Raw genomic sequence first — 19098 nt, 5'->3', positions numbered from 1 at the left:
GAAGCAGAGTCACAGTCGACCCGTTTCCCGACCAGAGGCCGTCTCATGTCCAACCTCATCGCTTTGCCCCGCATACTGCGGGTCGGCGCCGACTCCTTGAACGATCTTCCCGCAGTTCTCGCCGATCTCGGGAGTCGACGGCCGTTGATCGTCACCGATCAGTTTCTGACGTCGACGGGTGCGGTGGCCCGGATCGCCGGAGCCCTGTCGGCTGCCGGCGTCGACTGCAGCGTCTTCGACCGCGTGATCCCCGATCCCACGACCGATTCCCTGCAGCCCGCCGCCGAGATGGTGCGCGCCGATGGGTGCGACGCCGTGATCGGCTTCGGCGGCGGCAGCTCCCTCGACACAGCGAAAGCGGTTGCGCTGCTCGCCACCACCGATCGCCCGATGCGCGACTTCAAAGCTCCGACGTCGACCGATCAACCGTTGCTGCCACTCATCGCGATTCCGACGACCGCGGGCAGTGGGTCGGAGGCCACGCGGTTCACGGTCATCACGGATTCGGAGACCGGCGAGAAGATGCTGTGCCCCGGCCTGGCGTTCCTGCCGACAGCAGCGATCATCGATTTCAAACTGACCATGTCGATGCCGCCACGACTCACCGCCGACACCGGCATCGACGCTCTGACGCACGCGGTGGAGGCGTACGTCAGCGTGAAGTCGAATCCGTTCAGCGACGGGTTCGCCCTCACCGCAATTTCGACTATCGGCTCCTGCCTGCGTCGTGTCTATGCGGACGGCTCCGACGAAGATGCGCGCGAGCAGATGATGCTGGCGGCGACACAAGCCGGCATCGCGTTCTCCAATTCGAGTGTTGCTCTGGTGCACGGCCTGAGCCGGCCTCTCGGGGCTCACTTCCATATCAGTCACGGACTGTCGAACGCGATGTTGTTTCCGACGGTCGCCGAGTACTCGTTGCCGGGTGCCCTATCCCGCTACGCCGACTGTGCCCGCGCATACGGCGTCGCCGGCGACAAAGATTCGGACGAGGTCGCGAGCAGGCTGTTCCTCGACGAATTGAAGCACCTCAACCATGATCTGGGCGTACCCAGCCCGCGCGAGTTGGGGATCGAGCCCGAGCGCTGGTCCGCGCTTCTGCCGACCATGGCCGAACAGGCACTCGCATCGGGCTCCCCGCAGAACAATCCGGTAGTTCCGAGCACCGACGAGATCTGCGAAATCTATCGGCGCGTGTACTGACTCTCTACTTCGACACTGTTCGGAATCACTTCCACCCTGCCTACATGCACACCTGAGGAGTACCCATGCCTTCAACCACCATCGATACCGTCGGGAACTGGATCAACGGCCGCACTGCCACCTCCGACAGTCCCGACGCCACCAACGTCTACCGTCCTGCCACCGGCGAGGTGACCAAACGGGTCCCCGCGGGTTCCCGTACCGACGCCGAGGCCGCGGTTGCGGCGGCGCACCGAGCCTTCGAAAGCTGGTCTGCTACACCGCCCCACATTCGCGCCAGGGTGATGTTCGCGTTCCGGGACCGCCTGCTCGCCGACATCGACGATCTCGCCGCGATCATCTGCGACGAGCACGGCAAGGTTCTAGACGATGCGAGGGGCGAGCTGCAACGCGGTATCGAAGTCGTTGAATTCGCTTGTGGCATACCTGATCTCATGAAAGGCGAGTTCACAGAGAACGTCGGAACGAACGTCGACGGAATGTCGATGAGGAAGCCTCTCGGCGTGGTGGTCGGTGTGGTTCCGTTCAACTTTCCGGCCATGGTTCCGATGTGGATGTTCCCGATCGCACTGGTCTGCGGCAACACTTTCGTTCTCAAGCCATCCGAGAAGGTGCCCACGTTGGCGTTGAAGATGGCATCAATGCTCGCCGACTCGGGCTTGCCGGACGGAGTCTTCAACGTCGTCCAAGGCGGTCAGACGGTTGTGAACGCCCTGATAACGGATCCGCGAGTAGAAGCCGTCAGTTTCGTCGGGTCGACGCCCATCGCGGAGCACATCTACCGGACCGCTACCGAGTCCGGCAAACGCGTGCAGGCGCTCGGCGGCGCCAAGAACCACCTCGTGGTCATGCCGGACGCGGACATAGACAGCGCGGTCAATGCCCTGATGGGATCGGCCTTCGGCTCGGCCGGCGAGCGCTGCATGGCAATCTCCGTCGTCGTGCCCATCGGAGACGGGGTCGCGCAAGCAGTCCGCGACAGACTCGTCGAGCGGATCGCAGCATTGCGCGTAGGTGCGGGCACCGAGCCCGACGTGGAGATGGGTCCGTTGATTACACGCGAGCATCGCGATCGGGTGATCTCCTACCTGTCGGCCGGTGTGGAAGACGGTGCGGAACTCGTTGTGGACGGCCGAGACCGGTGCGATGGACCCGGCTTCTTCCTTGGTGCTTCACTGTTCGATCATGTGACTCCCGAGATGCGGATCTACCGTGAGGAGATCTTCGGGCCCGTTCTCGCGATGGTGCGAGCCGAGTCGTTCGAGGAGGCATTGGAACTCGTCAACGACCACGAATTCGGCAACGGGACTGCGTTGTTCACTGCCGACGGCGGTACCGCGCGCACGTTCATTTCGCGAGTCAGGGCAGGGATGGTCGGGATCAACGTCCCGATTCCGGTCCCGATGGCGTTTCACTCCTTCGGCGGCTGGAAGCGCTCGTTGTTCGGCGACCACCATATCCACGGCAGGGAGGGCGTCCGGTTCTACACGCGGTACAAGACGGCGACGATCCGTTGGCCGCAGGGGCGAAGCTCCGCTGCGGAATTCGTCATGCCGACCGCGAAGTAGGCGGAGCCGGCCGGCCGCGCCTGCTTCCCCGGTAGGCGTTACGCCGCAGCGAGCCCAGCCAGGCGGGTACCTGTTCGACACCCGACGGCATCGTGTCGACCGGATCGAAGGCCACATCGGGATCGACGCCGACCCGCGTCAGATCGACGAACCCGAGCGGTGTGCGGTGATCTGTCCGTCGCGCCTCCAACGACAGGCCACCGCCCGCCTGCAGTGCGTCGGCGAGCGAGGCGAGATCAAGGCCTCCGAGGACGTGCGGGGCCAGCAGTCGCGCCGACACCGTCCAGTGTTCGCCCTGCCACGCGAAGGGACTGATCGTCGAGACCTCGAGGTCGTTCCACGTGGCAGTCGGGGTCGGGACGTCGACGACACCGATTCTGCGCACCGGACCCGACAGCAGGAGATCCCAGTGCCGGGGCTCGCCGACGTCGTCGGTGTCTCCGGTCGGCAGTCGGAGGGCCACTCCGACGAGGTCGGGCAGCCCGGCCGGGGTGCCGAGTCCCTTCGATATCCGCACCACTGTCGGACCCGATGCCAGCGGCAGCTGCTCGGCTTCGATTGTGGCGTCGCCGGCGCACACCAGACCGTGTCGATGGACGGCGCGGCCGTGACGCAGACCGGCCACAGTCGCGAAAGTCTTCTCGACGAGCGAACTCGTGCTCGTTGCCGGCATGGCTTCCTCCTGAGGCTCGGTTCGTCGGACCACCGACGAGTACCCGGATCACCGCACGGCCAACCATCGATCGCCGGTGTTTGGGATCGCTCCGCTCGGGGTAGCCGGAGAGGACTCACCGACAGCGAACCGAAGGAGCACGTCATGACCGCGACAACTGTGGAATACGCCCCCGGGACCAGCGTGCGGTGCCGTCTGGCGTCCGGTCACGTCGCCGACTGCGTCGTGGTGGCCGTGCGGCACTTCCCGGTCGACTTCCTCGAGGTGCAGTTCGAGCAGGACGGCCGCCGGATGGCGTTCACCGGCTCGGCGATCGCGAGTGCGATCACACCGGTCTAGGCTCGACGCGCACACGCGAAGCCGCCCACCCCGACGTAGAGGTGGGCGGTTGTCGTGCGGGCCGAGGCCGCGGGTCGCCGCAGGTCAATGCAGCGTCGCCGTGCCGACCCGGTCGACCAGTTCGGTGTCTCCGCCGCGCTGGGCGCAGTGCACACAGCAGAACACCCTGCCGTCCGATTGCACGCCGTGCCCGATGATCGGCGTGTCGCAGACCGTGCAGCGGGGCGCGTGTCCCGCAATCGCGCACTCGAAGCTGTCGTAGACGCCGCGTCCTTCACGGCCCTCCACCGAGATCAGCAGCGCATGTTTGTACTCGTTTCCGCATATGTCACAGACCGCCATGTCGGCTCTCCTTCCGTCGGTCTGCTGTGCAACGGCCAGAAGGCGGCGGACAGGGAGATCCCCCGTCCGCCGCCGACGGTCAGTCGACTCAGCTCTGACCGCCTCCGCCGCCGTGGCTGTGCTCGCCGCCGCGGACCTTGGCCTCGTGGGGCTCGTTCTCGGCGCCCTTCTTGCCCGCCTCATGCGGGTCTGCGCCTTCGGACGAACCGAACTGACCGGGGCTGGACTCTCCGCCCTTGCGGGCCTGCTCCTCTGTGTCCGACCGGTTACCGAACTGGCCGGGGTTGTTCGGATCTGCCATGAGAACTCTCCTTCCCTCAGGTGGGGCGTTCTCCCCCACAGTCAGTGAGTACCCGTGTGCACGGGCGTCAAACCCCGACGCCGCATCGGATCGAGAATGCGGTGGTCGGCCGATACCGCGGTCCGGCACGGTCTTGTCACTATCCTGAGAGCCATGGTTATGGCAGACCGCGACGGTGTGAAGACAGCCTCCGGACCGATCACCGCGCTGACGGTGGTGGGTCTGGTCGACAACATGCTCAACGGGCTGGCTCGGGTGCCCTTCAGTCGGCCTTTCCAGGGCGCAGGGGGAATCCTCGACAACATAGGTCAGTCCGTCACCCGGGCCACGGTCCGATCGTTCCTGGGATACTCGGTCAGCCTGCCGATCGAGGATTTCCGCTCCATGGAGAAGATCCTCGACACCGTGTGCGGGGCCATCCTCCATCCGGTGGTCGGATACTTCGGCGGCGTCGAGATCGAGAGCGACGTCGTCGGCGGCCAAGAGGGCGTCTGGTGCCGTGAGAAGGTCGCCGTGCGCGAGGCCGATCCGGAGGTGAAGGCGCGCGACAAGACCATCCTGTATCTGCACGGCGGCGGCTACTTCGGCACCACCCCGAACATGTATCTGATGTTCGCTGCAGCACTCGTCCGCCTCACGGGATGCCAGGTGTTCATCCCCGACTATCGGATGGCGCCGGAGTTCCCGTTCCCCGCCGCGTTGCACGACGCGGCCGATGCCTACCAGGGGCTGATGGACCTCGGTATCCCCGCCGAGGACATCATCGTCGCCGGCGACTCCGGCGGCGGCGGGCTCAGCACCTCGCTGGTCGTCTACCTGCAGGAGCAGGGCATGCCGAAGCCGCGGTCGTTGGTGCTGTTCTCGCCCGAGGTCGACCTCGACCTGTCGCAGGACTCCATCGTCGACAACGCGTCGAAGGATGTCCTGCCCTGGAACATCCCCGTCACCTTCTATCTCCGGGGCATCCAGCCCAACGACGAGCGGGTCTCGGCGGTCTACAGCCATCCGGATCCGGAGTGGTTCCCACCCACGTTCGTGTGCTGGGGCGGCGAGGAGATGTTCCGCGACGCGATCCGGGAGTTCGCCGAGCGGTTGCGCGAGGGCGGCGTGAATCTGCATGCGATGGAGGAACCCGGCATGTTCCACGTCTTCCCCATCCTGATGCCGTGGGCCGAGTCCGCCAAGCGCGTGTTCACGACGATTCGCGAGCTCGCCAAGGAGAACCTCGAATCCGACCCGCGGCCCCAGCCGACCGTCGCACCGGTGCCCTGAACTCGGGCGATTCCGGCTTCCCCGCCTCCGGCGCGGTGCGTACTGCGCTACCGTGAGGCATCCGTTTCGACTGCTATGGGGGAGTCAGCATGCCGTATCTCGGTGGAATCGTCTTCTTGATCTGGGTGGCGGCGTTGATCGACGTGATCATCGCCGACGAGTTCCGCGTCCGTCACCTGCCGAAGGTCGCCTGGGTGCTGATCGTGATCCTGATTCCGCTGGCCGGATCGCTGGTCTGGTTCCTGGTCGGCCGCCCCGAAGGCGGTGCTCCCGTGCCACCCCGGACCACCGGCTTCCCCGAATACGAGCGTCCCGAGTACAAGGCGGCGATCGCCGCCCGCGAGGAAGAGGAGTTCCGTCGCCGGGTTCGCGAACGGGCCGAGGCGCAGCGCCGCCGTGCCGAAGACGATGGGGAGTGACTGCGCCGCACGGCCATCGTGAACGGACGGCGCGTGCCGGTCGGGATTCAGCGGACTGAGGAGCGCGTCTCTACTGTCCGCCCGGATTCTCAACACGCCGGTAGCGCAAAGCCATCGCCCCCGACCGGAACTCCTCACGGTGCACCAGCTCGAGTCGGATGCGCTCGCGCAGACCCGACAGCAATGTCGGCCCGTGCCCGGCCAGGACCGGCTGGACGATGAACTCGTACTCGTCGATGAGGCCCGAGTCGGCCAAGGCCAGCGGGAGCGTCACTCCGCCGACCCACAGTCCCCCGCCAGGTTCCTGTTTGAGCCGCCGAACCGCTTCCCCGACATCTCCCGACACCAACTCCGCATTCCAGTCGACGGTGGCCAGGGTGCTCGACACCACGTACTTCTTCGCCCCGTCGATCGCCTCCGCGAACGGAACCTCCCACTGTTCCATCCAGTCCGGCCATACGCCGGTCGGCGGTCTCCGCCACGCCGACTCCATCATCTGATACGTCACCCGGCCGAGGAGCAGAGCATCGGCTCTCGCCATCTCGGCTGTCCAGTAGGCCATCGACTCCTCGTCCGGCGCGATCCCCGCCTCGTGATGACAGCACCCGTCGAGCGTCACGTTGATCGAGTATCGGAGTGGTCGCATCGCTCTCTCCTCAGCTCGTGAAGTTCCAGCTCAGTGCAGCGTACGACGGATCACCGGTCGGGAGACGGTCGACGGTGACAATGCGGCGGGAACTCGACTAGATCTCGGTGAGCACTTCTCCGGCAGGGAATGGGAGTGTGAATTCGTCGCCGACGTCACCGATGGCGTCGGAGACCGCGGTGGTGACAATGACGCGATCCGAGTAGAGCTGCCGGATCCGCACCGTGTATCCGCGGTAGTGAAACCGGTTGCGCAGGAACCCCAGCCCGCGCTCTTCGAGTGCTTCCTCGGCTGCGGACCAATCGGCCACTGGCTCCAGCGGCCGGCCCAGACGGTCGAACGGAATCAGGTCGGGCGCCTGAGACTCGAGGTCGATCCATCCGACGACTTCTCCGTCCTCACGACGGTGTGGGATCCAGTGACTGGGGATGGCGCTCATGGCTTCGCACGCTACCCGGGAGGTTGGGGGTTAAAGGCCAAAATGTGTGTACAGATACGCTGGTTTCCGGTGTCTGACCTCGACTGACAGTGCGCCGGACATGCTTTGAAAGCATGTTCGGTGTCAGGTTCTCGGAATTCCCCCTCATGTGGTGTATGCGGCCGCAAGCTCGTCAAGAACGGAACCACCAGCGCCGGCCGCACCCGCTGGCGCTGCAAAGACTGCGGCGCCTCCAGCACCCAGAAACGCCCCGACATCACCCGCAAAGCCGAACTCACCGCGTTCCTCACCTGGCTCCTGCACGGCCGACAACCCGACCACATCAGCGCCCGCACGTTCCGCCGATCACGCTCCTGGTGCTGGAACATCGAAGTCCCACCACCTGCACCCCCGACTGAGCCGGCCCAGGTATTGATGCTCGATGGCACCTACTTCCAATCCTGGTGCCTGCTGATCGCCTTCGACGGCACCCACGTCGTCGACTGGCAATGGTGCGACCGCGAGAAGAAGATCGCCTGGCAGCAAATCCTGCAACGCCAACCCGCCCCGCACGTCGCGGTCATCGACGGTGGCCGCGGCCTGCTCGCCGCGATCGCTGACGATTGGCCCACCACTCGAGTCCAGCGCTGCTACTTCCACATCTTCCAGACCGTGCGCCGCCACCACACCTTCAAACCCCGACTCGATGCTGCCCGTGAAATTGTCACTCTGACAACCGCTTTGATGAACATCCGCAATTCCGAGCAGGCCGTGCTCTGGCTTCAGGCCTACAACGACTGGGAAATCAAGCACGACCGATTCCTCCGGCACCGGACCTACGCCCGCCCGCACACTGTGCGCCCGAAGGGCGTCGCCGAGACCAGCACCTGGTGGTACACCCACCGCGACCTACGCAAGACCCGAGGACTGTTCCGGCGGCTGATCTCAGAAGAGCACCTGTTCACCTGGATCGACCCCCGCCTGACCGATGAAGAGCACCCCCTGCCGCGGACCACCTCACCGCTCGAAGGCGGCCCCAACAAAGGTCTCAAAGACCTGTTCCGCGCTCACCGAGGACTTCTGACCGAGCACGCCCGCCGAGCCGCCGAATGGAAGCTCAACAGCCTCACCGCCCACCCACACGATCCGTGGAGCCTGGTCCGCGAAGAGCACCACAACCCACCACCGCAGCGACCGAAGGAAACGCCCGTCGAGGACGAGCAGATCGGGCCCGCCGCCTACGACACAGGCTTCAACTGGGAAGACGGCAACGGCATCCAACACGGATGGGGAGGCCGAAACCGGTAAACCACCCGACGCCACGCCCGAACCGTACACACATTCTGGCCTTTAACCCGAGGTTGGCCATTCTTGGTGGTGTGGTGCCTCGGAATGTGCCCGAGGACGGAAAAGAGCTACCCCTCGTGAGAGGGAGTAGCTCTGACTTCTGTCGAAATAGTGGAGCCTAGGAGATTCGAACTCCTGACATCCGCCTTGCAAAGGCGGCGCTCTACCAACTGAGCTAAGGCCCCGTGCCGGGTCACCGGCCGGTGAATTCTGGTGGGCCTAGGAGGACTTGAACCTCCGACCTCTTCGTTATCAGCGAAGCGCTCTAACCGCCTGAGCTATAGGCCCTTGAACCGAGAATGAAGATTACCCGAACCGCGATACATCTCCAAAACGGCTGGTCACAGCGCTAGTCAAGATCCGCGAGCGTCACCTCGACACCACCGACCATGTCCGCGCACACGTTGTAGATGTAGGCCGAGATGGTGGCGAGGGCTGTGAGAAGAATCGCAGCGACGACACCGAAGAGCGCACTGAACATGAATACCTGGCCGCCGCTGATCAAGTCCTGACCGCTGGTGCTGCCGTCCGCACTGACGAGCGTGCCGAAGGAACTGTTGATCTGATCCCAGATGCCCATGCCGCCCAGCACGCCGTAGAGGATGGCGACGGCGATCATCCAGATGAAGAACCCCGCGACCGAGAGGACCCCGGTCACCTTGAACACCGACCACGGGTCGACGCGGCGGATCTGAACCGCGGCGCGCAGCGGCGTGCCGACGGCCCGGGCAGGGATCGTCTGACTCGCGGCGCGGGCGATGGCCTGTTCCTTCGCCTGCTCGGTGTGATGAATGGAGTCCAGATCGGGCAGCTCGTCCTTCGGTGCGAGATCCTCGCGCGGAATGTTCCGCGTCTCCGACTCGACGAAGGGGGCGGGCTTGGCCGCTCCCGCAGCAGCCGGAGCGGCCGGGGCCTGCGGCTTGGCACCCGGCTGGTTCGCACCCGGCTGGGCGCCGGCCGGCGGTCCCGCAGGACCGGGCTTTCCGGGCTGAGGCGTCGGCCCCTGCTGAGCCTTGACCGCCGGCATCGGACCGGAGGGCGGACTCGACGGGACCGGTGGCTTCGACTCCGTCCGCGGGGAAGCACCCGAGACAACGCCGCGCGGGGGCGGACCGCCGGGACGGTCGTCGCCGACCGTCCCGGCGGCCTTGGCCATCTCCCCCGCGGTCAGCCCGGTCGCGGCGGAGGTCTCCGCACGCTTCCACGGCGGGGGCACGACCCCGCGTTCGACGTTCTTGTCGTCCGGCTGATTCGGTGTGCTCACAGGCGATTCCTCACTGAACGGGTACTACCCCAAACCCTAACCGCTGAGATGGGCTAGTTGTCGTCTGCCGCGCCCTCGTCCTCATCGGGCTCGTCCGCATTGCGCGCGATCGCGATGAGGTTGTCGCCCTCGGACAGATTCATCAGGCGCACGCCCTTGGTCTGCCTGCCGGCCTTTCGGACCTGCTTGGCCTTGGTCCGGATCACGCCTCCGCTGGAGGTGATCGCGTAGATCTCGCTGTCGAGATCGACGACGAGAGCACCCACCAGGTCGCCGCGCTTGGGATCGTGCTGGATCGTCAGCACGCCCTTGCCGCCGCGGCCCTGCGCCGAATACTCCTCGATGTCGGTCCGCTTGGCGTAGCCGCCCGACGTCGCGACCAGCAGGAAGGTGTCGGGCCGGACGACGGTGAGGCTGAGCAGCTCATCGTCGGCATTGAACCGCATACCCTGCACGCCCGAGGTCTGACGTCCCATCGGCCGCAGCGTCTCGTCGTCCGCGGTGAAGCGGATCGACTGACCCTTCTTCGACACCAGCAGCAGGTCGTCGTCGGCGCTGCACAGCCGCGCGCCGACCAGCTCGTCGTCGCCCCGTAGATTGATCGCCGCGATGCCGCCGGAGCGGTTGGAATCGAAGGCGTCCAGCCGCGACTTCTTGACCAGTCCGTTGCGGGTGGCGAGCACCAGGTACGGCGCGTCGTCGTAGCCGGAGATCCGGATCACCTGCGCGATCCGCTCCTCCGGCTGGAAGGCCAGCAGGTTCGCGACGTGCTGGCCGCGGGCGGTGCGGTTGGCCTCCGGCAGTTCGTAGGCCTTGGCGCGGTAGACGCGACCCTTGGTGGTGAAGAACAGCAGCCAGTCGTGGGTGCTCGAGACGAAGAAGTGGGCGACGATGTCGTCCTGCTTCAATCCGGCGCCCTGGACTCCCTTGCCTCCGCGCTTCTGGCTGCGGTAGAGATCGGTCTTGGTGCGCTTGGCGTACCCGGTCTCGGTGATCGTGACGACGACGTCCTCGCGGGCGATCAGGTCCTCGTCGGTCACATCGCCCTCGGCCGGAATGATCCGGGTGCGGCGATCGTCGCCGTACTTGTCGACGACCTCCTTGAGTTCGTCCCTGACGATGGCGCGCTGGCGTTCCGGGCGGGCCAGGATGTCCTTCAGGTCGGCGATCTCGCGCTCGATCTCGGCGAGTTCGTCGATGATCTTCTGCCGCTCGAGAGCCGAGAGTCGACGCAGCTGCATGGCCAGAATCGCATCGGCCTGGATCTCGTCGATGTCGAGCAGATCCATCAGGCCGGTCCGTGCCGCCTCGGTGTTGGCCGACGCGCGGATGAGGGCGATGACCTCGTCGAGCGCGTCGAGCGCCTTCACCAGGCCGCGCAGGATGTGTGCGCGCTCCTCGGCCTTGCGCAGCCGGTACCGGGTGCGCCGGATGATGACGTCGATCTGATGCGCCACGTAGAGGCGGATCATCTGGTCGAGCCGCAGGGTGCGCGGCACACCGTCGACGATCGACAGCATGTTGGCGCCGAAGTTGGTCTGCAGCTGGCTGTGCTTGTACAGGTTGTTGAGCACCACGCGAGCCACGCCGTCACGTCGCAGGGTGATGACGATGCGCAGGCCGGCACGATCGGACGACTGATCCTCGATCTTGCTGATGCCCTTGAGCTTGCCGTCGTTGACCTGCTCGGCGATCGAACTGATCAGATTGTCCGGGTTCACCTGGTACGGGAGCTCGGTGACGACCAGCTGAGTGGTGCCCTTGACCTCCTCGATGTCGACCACCGAGCGCATCCGAATGCTGCCGCGGCCGGTCATGTAGGCATCGCGGATGCCCTGGCTGCCGACGATCAGTCCGGCGGTCGGGAAGTCCGGCCCCTTGACGGCCTCCATGCAGGCGGCGAGCGTCGCCTCCTCGTCGGCCTCCGGGTTCTCCAACGCCCAGAACACGGCGTCCGCGACCTCGCGCAGATTGTGCGGCGGGATGTTGGTCGCCATACCGACCGCGATGCCGCCGGAACCGTTGATCAGCAGATTCGGGACGCGCGACGGCAGCACCGTCGGCTCCTGCGTCTTGCCGTCGTAGTTCGGGATGAAGTCGACGGTCTCCTCGGTGATGTCGCGCAGCATCTCCATGGCCAGCGGAGTGAGTCGGGCCTCGGTGTATCGCATGGCGGCGGCGCCGTCGTTGCCTCGCGAACCGAAGTTGCCCTGACCGTCGATGAGCGGGTACCGCATCGACCACGGCTGCGCCAGACGCACCAGCGCGTCGTAGATCGAGCTGTCGCCGTGCGGATGGTAGTTACCCATCGTCTCCGACACCGGGCGGGCCGACTTCACGTAGCCGCGGTCGGGACGGAAACCGGCGTCGAATGATGCGTACAGAAGCCGGCGGTGCACCGGCTTGAGGCCGTCGCGGACCTCCGGCAGGGCGCGTCCGACGATCACGCTCATGGCGTAGTCGATGTAGCTGTTCTGCATCTCCTGCCCGAGATCGACGGGCTCGATGCGGTCCCCGCCGTTGTTCTCTGGCAGATCAGTTTCGTCGCTCATGAATCACTTTCCTGCGGCCAACGCCGCGTGCTGGCATCGGGTGCGGTCCCCGGCACTGCCGGGATCCGCGGAGTCGAAGTCGGTGGACGGATCAGACGTCGAGGAAGCGAACGTCCTTGGCGTTGCGCGCGATGAAGGTGCGGCGTGCCACCACGTCCTCGCCCATGAGGATCGAGAACAGTTCGTCGGCGGCAGCGGCGTCGTCGAGGGTGACCTGCTTGAGGACGCGGACCTCCGGATCCATCGTGGTCTCCCACAGCTCGCTGGCGTTCATCTCGCCCAGACCCTTGTAACGCTGGATGCCGTCGTCCGGGTTGATCTTCTTGCCCGCGGCGCGGCCGGCCTCGAGCAGCGCGTCGCGCTCGCGGTCGTTGTACGCGAACTCCGGCTCGGCGCCCTTCTGCCACTTGAGCTTGTACAGCGGGGGCATCGCGAGGAAGACGTGTCCCTGTTCGATCAACGGCCGCATGAAGCGGAACAGCAGCGTGAGCAGCAGCGTCGCGATGTGCTGACCGTCGACGTCGGCGTCGGCCATCAGCACGATCTTGTGATAGCGCAGCTTGCTGATGTCGAACTCATCGTGGATGCCGGTGCCGAAGGCGGTGATGATCGACTGGACTTCGGCGTTCTTGAGAACGCGGTCGATGCGGGCCTTCTCGACGTTGATGATCTTGCCTCGCAGCGGCAGGATCGCCTGGTACATCGAGTCGCGGCCCGACTTGGCGGAACCGCCCGCGGAGTCGCCCTCCACGATGTAGACCTCGCACTTGCTGGGGTCGTTGCTGCGGCAGTCGGCGAGCTTGCCGGGCAGGCCGCCGATGTCGGTCGCGGTCTTGCGGCGGACGAGCTCACGTGCGCGACGCGCCGCGAGTCGGGCCTGCTGCGAATCCGCGGCCTTGCGGATGATGGTCTTGGCCTCGGCCGGGTTCGCGTCGAACCACATCGCCAGGTGCTCGTTGCACGTCTTCTGGACGAAGCTCTTGACCTCGGTGTTACCGAGCTTGGTCTTGGTCTGGCCCTCGAACTGCGGGTCGGCCACCTTGACGGAGATGACGGCGGCCAGACCCTCTCGGATGTCGTCGCCGGAGAGCTTGCCGTCCTTCTCCTTGATGAGCTTCTTGTCGATCGCATAGCGATTGACCGTGCTGGTCAGCGCCGCGCGGAAGCCCTCTTCGTGAGTACCGCCCTCAGCGGTGTTGATGGTGTTGGCGAAGGTGTGGACCGACTCCGCGTATCCCTCGTTCCACTGCATCGCGATCTCGACCTCGTGGCCCTCGCCCTTGGCGGTGAAGCCGACGACGGTCTTGTGGATCGGGGCCTTGGTGCGGCTGTTGAGGTGCTTGATGTAGTCGATGAGGCCGTCCGGGTAGTGGTACGTCCGCGTCTTGACCTTGGCGATGGCCGTAGCCTTCTGCTCTTCGGTCTTGATGCTGGCGTCGCCGTCCTCCGACTCCTCCACCTCCGCCTCGAGCACGGCCTCGTGGACGCGCTCGTCGGTCAGCGTGATGGTGAGGCCCTTGTTCAGGAAGGCCATCTCCTGGAGCCGCCGGGCGATCGTCTCGATGTTGTACTCGGTGGTCTCGAAGATCTTCCCGTCGGCCCAGAAGGAGACGCTGGTCCCGGTGCCGGACGCGGCCTCGCCCTCGACGAGCGGACCCGGCTCGGCGTTGGTGTACGTCTGCCGCCACACCGAACCGTTGCGCTTGATCTCCAGCTCGACCTTGGTGGAGAGCGCGTTGACCACCGAGATGCCGACGCCGTGCAGACCGCCCGACACCGCGTATGAATCGGAGTCGAACTTACCGCCGGCGTGCAGCTGGGTCATGATGACCTCCACCGCGGGCACACCCGTCGCATGCATGCCGACGGGCATGCCACGACCGTCGTCCACGACGCGGATGCCGCCGTCGGCCAGCAGGGTCACGTCGACGCGGGTGGCGTAGCCGGCCATCGCCTCGTCGACCGAGTTGTCGACGACTTCCCAGATCAGGTGGTGCAGACCGCGCTCACCGGTGGAACCGATGTACATGCCGGGACGCTTGCGGACAGCTTCCAGACCCTCGAGGATGCTGATCGAGTCGGCACCGTATTCGCTCGGCTTGGACTTGCCTGACTTCTTAGGTGCGTTGCCGCTGGTGTCTGCCACTCCGGTCAGCTCCCATTCGTGTTGGGGACAGTTACCGACCAGTGTACTTGGTAATCAACCCAGAGCCGCGTTTACCACGCCCCAGTAGCGACGGAGACCGACGAACTTGGTTCAAGCCGGGACCGATCATGGGTCGATCCGGTTTAAAGCCTCTCGTGTCGAAATCGGGCGATCGTTGCGCGGCTCAGCCGTACGTGTCGCGCGGACCGCGTCCGGAGATGTGCCGCGGCCCCTTCCGCCAGGACGGCGCCTGGGGGCCGGTGATCCGCAGACTCGTCACCATGCCGTGGCCGATCACCTTCGCGATCTTCGCGATGATCTGACCCTGCATGTACCGCAGCTGTGTGGCCCACGCCGTCGACTCGGCCCTGACGTGCAGGACGGTTCCCTCGAGCCTCGTCGGGTCGGCGTGGGAGGCGATGTCGTCGCCGACGATCGACGGCCACATGCCGAACAGCGCGCCCTCGGAGATGCGGGACTCCCAGCCGTGCTGCTTGGCGACCCTGCCGACCATGCTTCCCAGCGGTTGCGGGTCGCGGGGGTCCGGACCTGCTCCTGACCAGCGCCGACGCGATCGATCACTGGTCCGGCGCCTGCTTCTGATGGGTGCTGACCGTCCCATGCCGACGGGTTTGCCCTGAGCGCGGGCCAGCGCCCGGGCCTCTTCCAGAGCAGCCCTCGCGAGGTCGTACCCCGACAGCCCCTCCGGCTGCACAGTGGGTTTCTCGTCAGTCATCATCACTCCCCTCGTCCGGAGCGGTATCCGCGCCGGACGCCCCGGCCGAGGTCGGTCCCCCTTCGGGCGCGTCGTCGGCGGTCACCACCGAGTGCCTGCGACCATCATCGTCGGTGACTCCGACACAGATCCGGCGTCCGCCGATCGATTCGGGGATGTCGTCGGCGACGGCGGCGGTGATCAGCAGCTGATCGGCGCCGGAGGTGAAGTCGGCCAGCAGTCTGCGCCGGGTGACGTCGAGTTCGGCGAAGACGTCGTCGAGCATGATGATCGGTTCGACGCCGTCGGCCCGCAGCAGTTCGACACTGCCGAGCCGCAGCGACAGCGCGAACGACCAGCTCTCGCCGTGGCTGGCGAAACCCTTCGCGGGTTCGTCGCCGAGACCGAGCAGGAGGTCGTCGCGGTGCGGTCCCACCAGGCACATCCCCCGCTCTATCTCCTTGCTGCGCAGTTCGGCGAGACGCTCGGCGAGGATGTCGCGGATCGCGGGCACCGCGTCGTCACCGCCTGGGCTGGCGTCGACGGCGGCGCCGGCGGCGGACCGGTACGAGATGTGCGCGGGCCTCGAGTGCGGGGCGATCGACGAGTAGGCCTCGGTGACGAACGGGGCGAGCTGCCGCACCACCGCGATGCGGGAGGCGGTGACCTGCGCACCCGTCTCGGCGAGTTGGGCGTCCCACACGTCCAGGGTTCCGAGCACCGAATCGGCCTGTGACCCGCCCCGGCGCATCGCCGCACTCGCAGTCTTGAGCAGCGCGGATCGCTGTCGGAGAACCCGGTCGTAGTCGGCCTTCGCGCCCGCCGCGAGCGGTCGCAGCTGCGCCACCAGTTCGTCGATGAAGCGGCGTCGCTCCCCCGGTTCGCCGCGCACGAGTGCGAGGTCCTCGGGTGCGAACAGCACCGCGCGCAGGATTCCGAGCACTTCGCGGGTGCGCCGAACCGGTCGCGTGTTGATCGTCGCCTTGTTGGCGCCCTGGGCCGGGATCGTCAGCTCGACGGTGAGTTCGCGGCCGTCGTTCTCCACCGTTGCTGTCACCCGAGCCGCCTCGGCGTCGGTCCGCACCAGCGGAGCGTCCGACGAGACCCGATGCGAGCGCAGGGTCGCGACATAGAACAGCGATTCGAGGAGATTGGTCTTGCCGAAACCGTTGCGACCGACGAAGACCGTGGTCCCGGGCGACAACGTGAACTGCGCGTGCGGCCAGGACCGGAAGTCGCGCAGAGTCAGCTCGCGAACGAACAACGAACCGCTACCTCGCCGTCACGAGTTCGGCGTTGCGGTCTCGTCGATGCTCTGACCACCGGTCTCGTCGGAGCTCTGACCAGCGGTCTCGCCGACGCTCTGACCAGCGGTGTCGATCATCGCGTGGCCGCCGAACTGGTTCCGCAGAGCCGAGACGGCCTTCAGCGCCGGCGACTCGTCCTGCCGGGAGGCGAATCGGGCGAAGAGTGCCGCGGAGATCACATTCGCGGGCACCGCATGCCTGATCGCCTCCTCCACCGTCCAGCGACCTTCGCCGGAATCAGTGGTGTAATCCGAGATCCCGGCGAGGCCGGGATCGGCGTCCAGCGCCCGGACCAGCAGTTCCAGCAGCCACGACCGCACCACCGTGCCCTGGGTCCAGGCCCGGAGCGTGCCCGTCACATCTTCGATCAGCGGCTCGGCATCGAGCAGTTCGTACCCCTCGGCGTAGGCGTGCATCAGCCCGTACTCGACGCCGTTGTGCACCATTTTCGCGTAGTGACCGGCGCCGACGGGGCCGGCGTGCACGAAGCCGTCTTCACGCTCTCCATCTGGACGGAGAGCGTCGAAGATCGGCATCACCGTCTCGACGTCGGCCTTTGAGCCGCCGACCATGAGACCGTAGCCGTTCTCGAGACCCCACACGCCACCCGAGACTCCGCAGTCGAGGTACCCGATACCACGCTCGGCGAGCAGATCCGCGTGGGGCCGATCGTCGGAGTAGTGCGAGTTGCCGCCGTCGATGACGATGTCGCCCGGAGCGAGAAGATCGGCGAGAGCGGCGACGTTCTGCCTGGTGATGTCCCCGGCGGGAACCATCAGCCACACCGCGCGCGGAGTCGACAACGCGCCGACCATCGCCTCGAGGCTCTCCGCGTCCGACACCTCGGGCCGCGGGTCGTAACCGACCACCTCATGTCCGGCGGCCCTCAGTCGGGTGCGCATGTTGGCGCCCATCTTGCCGAGTCCTACGAGTCCGAGTTGCATGGCGTCCTCTCCGGGAAGGGATTCAGGTCGGCTGCAGAGGCTCAGCCCGGGAGACGGACCGGCATCAGCAGATAGCTGAATTCGCTCGCCGACGCGGCGTAAGCACCCGACTCGTCGGCGGCCGGCTCGTCACCGGAAGACGGCCGCAGCACCGCCGGGCGGATCGCCGCACGACGCTGGCCCGAGCCGTCCGGTTCCGGGTTGGTGAACCCGAACTCCACCGTGTCGGTGCCGATCGCCGCCAGTCCGTCGAGCAGATAGTGGGGGTTGAACGCGATGATGATCGGTTCGCCGTAGAACCGGACAGGCAGCTCTTCCTCGGCCTTTCCGGCTTCGTCGCCGCCCGCGGTGAGCAGCACCGAGTCGCTGGAGAAGTCGAGCCGCACCTGGGCGCCGCGTTCGGCCACCAGTGAGACGCGCTTGATGGATTCGATCAGCGGGGCGCTCTCGACCACCGCGATCGAGGTGTGGTTGGCCGGAAACAGCTGGCGGAACTTCGGGAACTCCGCGTCCAGGAGCCGGGTGGTGGTCTTCTTCGCGTTGTTGGTGATGCCGAGCATCCCCTCGGAGCCGATCGCGTTCACGGCGCCGAACGCGAGTTCGACGTTGCCGGTGGCGTCGGCGCCGGCCGACTTCGCGGCTTCGGAGAGGGTCTTGGCGGGAACGAGCGCCGCACCGGCCGCACTCGCATCCGCCGGGTTCCATTGCAGCTCGCGGACCGCGAGCCGGAAGCGGTCGGTGGCCGCGAGAACCACTTTGTCGCCGTCGATCTCGACGCGAACACCGGTCAGCATCGGCAGGGTGTCGTCCTTGCCCGCGGCCACGGCCACCTGCGAGACCGCTTCGGAGAACAGCTCTGCAGGAACCGATCCGGTGTTCTGCGGTACTTCGGGCAGCTCGGGGTAGTCCTCGACCGGCATCGTCGGCAGCGAGAACTTGGCACTGCCGCAGCTGATCGCGACGCGGCTGCCGTCGATCGTGACGTCGACCGGCTTGTTGGGCAGCGCCTTGGTGATGTCGGCGAGCAGCCGGCCCGAGACCAGGGCTTTTCCGCCTTCGGCGACTTCGGCCGAGATGGTCTGGGTGGCCGAGACCTCGTAGTCGAAACCGGCTACCTGGAGTCCGTGCTCGTCCGCGGTCAGGACGACGCAGCCGAGAACAGGGACGGGCGGCCGGGAAGGCAGGCTCCGGGCCACCCACGCGACAGCATCGGCGAACTCGTCACGCACGACACGAAACTTCATCGGTGGTGTAACCCCTTCTCGACATGCCGGGTCTGGCGCAGGGTGCAGCAGGGCCCGGCGGTGGTTGGTCGCAGAACCCCACTGTAGAGCGCTTCGGCCTCGGATGCGGAACCGGATCGATAACTCGGTCGCGACTTCGGAGCGTCCGGCGAAGCGGACGCGGTCGCGCGGTCGCCGCAGGCTGTGTATGCACACAGCTTCTTTTAAAAGATGTTCTTCAAAGAAGAAATCTTCTTAGTAATAGGCGGTGTGAGTTCTGTGGGTAACAGCTCGTCTGTGCTGGTCACGGCCTCCGACGAGGTGTGGACTCCCGGTGGACGACGGCGGTGGATGAATCGGGGCGGTTGTGGACGGATCGAACTGTTCAACCGACACGCACCTGTTGTCCACAGAAATCG

Annotated in this window: 18 protein-coding genes and 2 tRNA genes; 6 read left to right on the top strand and 14 right to left on the bottom strand. The window is 66.1% G+C overall.

Annotated features, from left to right (window positions below):
- The first annotated feature begins 45 nt into the window (after positions 1–45).
- Together P5P27_RS19260 and P5P27_RS19255 are read left to right on the top strand one after the other, a co-directional pair.
- Positions 46–1203 (top strand): iron-containing alcohol dehydrogenase, encoded by a 1158-nt coding sequence (locus P5P27_RS19260; protein WP_045538787.1) that lies wholly within the window; start codon positions 46–48, stop codon positions 1201–1203.
- 65 nt (positions 1204–1268) lie between these two features.
- The gene (locus P5P27_RS19255; RefSeq protein ID WP_062367459.1) at positions 1269–2771 is read left to right on the top strand and encodes a CoA-acylating methylmalonate-semialdehyde dehydrogenase; all 1503 of its coding nucleotides are present in this window, start codon (positions 1269–1271) and stop codon (positions 2769–2771) included.
- Here the strand turns inward: P5P27_RS19255 and P5P27_RS19250 are convergent.
- Positions 2752–3444 carry a hypothetical protein gene (locus P5P27_RS19250; RefSeq protein WP_045537129.1) on the bottom strand — a complete coding sequence of 231 codons (693 nt, stop codon included), beginning with the start codon at positions 3442–3444 and terminating at the stop codon, positions 2752–2754. The genes P5P27_RS19255 and P5P27_RS19250 overlap by 20 nt on opposite strands.
- A gap of 144 nt (positions 3445–3588) precedes the next feature.
- Here P5P27_RS19250 and P5P27_RS19245 point away from each other — a divergent pair, with 144 nt between their 5' ends.
- Complete coding sequence (locus P5P27_RS19245) at positions 3589–3783, top strand: hypothetical protein (protein WP_006896782.1); 195 nt, start codon at positions 3589–3591, stop codon at positions 3781–3783.
- 84 nt (positions 3784–3867) lie between these two features.
- Here the strand turns inward: P5P27_RS19245 and P5P27_RS19240 are convergent, their stop codons facing one another.
- Entirely contained in the window at positions 3868–4125 is a 258-nt protein-coding gene (locus tag P5P27_RS19240; protein ID WP_006896781.1) for a hypothetical protein, read from the bottom strand.
- 88 nt (positions 4126–4213) lie between these two features.
- Positions 4214–4426 carry a hypothetical protein gene (locus P5P27_RS19235; RefSeq protein WP_006896780.1) on the bottom strand — a complete coding sequence of 71 codons (213 nt, stop codon included), beginning with the start codon at positions 4424–4426 and terminating at the stop codon, positions 4214–4216.
- A gap of 153 nt (positions 4427–4579) precedes the next feature.
- Here P5P27_RS19235 and P5P27_RS19230 point away from each other — a divergent pair, with 153 nt between their 5' ends.
- Both P5P27_RS19230 and P5P27_RS19225 read left to right on the top strand, forming a co-directional pair.
- Positions 4580–5698 carry an alpha/beta hydrolase gene (locus P5P27_RS19230; RefSeq protein ID WP_039867593.1) on the top strand — a complete coding sequence of 373 codons (1119 nt, stop codon included), beginning with the start codon at positions 4580–4582 and terminating at the stop codon, positions 5696–5698.
- A gap of 89 nt (positions 5699–5787) precedes the next feature.
- A complete protein-coding gene (locus tag P5P27_RS19225) occupies positions 5788–6117 on the top strand; it encodes a PLD nuclease N-terminal domain-containing protein (protein WP_006896778.1) in 330 nt (109 codons plus the stop codon).
- 70 nt (positions 6118–6187) lie between these two features.
- Here the strand turns inward: P5P27_RS19225 and P5P27_RS19220 are convergent, their stop codons facing one another.
- The gene (locus P5P27_RS19220) at positions 6188–6763 is read right to left on the bottom strand and encodes a dihydrofolate reductase family protein (protein ID WP_006896777.1); all 576 of its coding nucleotides are present in this window, start codon (positions 6761–6763) and stop codon (positions 6188–6190) included.
- A gap of 97 nt (positions 6764–6860) precedes the next feature.
- Complete coding sequence (locus P5P27_RS19215; protein ID WP_006896776.1) at positions 6861–7202, bottom strand: hypothetical protein; 342 nt, start codon at positions 7200–7202, stop codon at positions 6861–6863.
- Positions 7203–7322: 120 nt separating this feature from the next.
- On the opposite strand from P5P27_RS19215, the gene P5P27_RS19210 reads away from it, so the two are divergent.
- The gene (locus P5P27_RS19210; RefSeq protein WP_006898367.1) at positions 7323–8489 is read left to right on the top strand and encodes an IS1249 family transposase; all 1167 of its coding nucleotides are present in this window, start codon (positions 7323–7325) and stop codon (positions 8487–8489) included.
- Positions 8490–8640: 151 nt separating this feature from the next.
- Here the strand turns inward: P5P27_RS19210 and P5P27_RS19205 are convergent.
- From P5P27_RS19205 to dnaN, 9 genes are all read right to left on the bottom strand, one after another.
- A tRNA-Ala gene (locus P5P27_RS19205) sits at positions 8641–8713 on the bottom strand.
- 26 nt (positions 8714–8739) lie between these two features.
- Positions 8740–8816: transfer RNA gene (locus tag P5P27_RS19200), tRNA-Ile, on the bottom strand.
- Between the two features lie 61 nt (positions 8817–8877).
- On the bottom strand, positions 8878–9792 hold the full coding sequence (locus P5P27_RS19195; protein WP_006896775.1) for a DUF3566 domain-containing protein: 915 nt from the start codon (positions 9790–9792) through the stop codon (positions 8878–8880).
- A 53-nt stretch (positions 9793–9845) separates the two neighbouring features.
- Positions 9846–12344, bottom strand: coding sequence for a DNA gyrase subunit A (gene gyrA, locus P5P27_RS19190; protein ID WP_006896774.1), 2499 nt, complete (start codon positions 12342–12344; stop codon positions 9846–9848).
- A 91-nt stretch (positions 12345–12435) separates the two neighbouring features.
- Positions 12436–14490: a DNA topoisomerase (ATP-hydrolyzing) subunit B gene (gene gyrB / locus P5P27_RS19185; RefSeq protein ID WP_006896773.1), complete on the bottom strand. Its 2055-nt coding sequence runs from the start codon at positions 14488–14490 to the stop codon at positions 12436–12438.
- A gap of 184 nt (positions 14491–14674) precedes the next feature.
- Positions 14675–15226, bottom strand: a complete 552-nt coding sequence (locus tag P5P27_RS19180; RefSeq protein WP_006896772.1) for a DUF721 family protein — start codon at positions 15224–15226, stop codon at positions 14675–14677.
- Positions 15219–16469, bottom strand: a complete 1251-nt coding sequence (gene recF / locus P5P27_RS19175; protein WP_045537116.1) for a DNA replication/repair protein RecF — start codon at positions 16467–16469, stop codon at positions 15219–15221. The genes P5P27_RS19180 and recF overlap by 8 nt, the downstream gene beginning before the upstream one ends.
- A gap of 18 nt (positions 16470–16487) precedes the next feature.
- Entirely contained in the window at positions 16488–17456 is a 969-nt protein-coding gene (gnd, locus tag P5P27_RS19170; protein ID WP_006896770.1) for a phosphogluconate dehydrogenase (NAD(+)-dependent, decarboxylating), read from the bottom strand.
- A 41-nt stretch (positions 17457–17497) separates the two neighbouring features.
- Complete coding sequence (gene dnaN, locus P5P27_RS19165; protein ID WP_278125585.1) at positions 17498–18700, bottom strand: DNA polymerase III subunit beta; 1203 nt, start codon at positions 18698–18700, stop codon at positions 17498–17500.
- Positions 18701–19098: the final 398 nt, after the last annotated feature.

Origin of the sequence: Gordonia sihwensis, from assembly GCF_029632925.1 — a bacterium.
Classification (GTDB): domain Bacteria; phylum Actinomycetota; class Actinomycetes; order Mycobacteriales; family Mycobacteriaceae; genus Gordonia; species Gordonia sihwensis.
The sequence above is the reverse complement of the archived record's forward strand: the minus strand, read 5'-3'. Positions and strand labels throughout refer to the sequence as shown.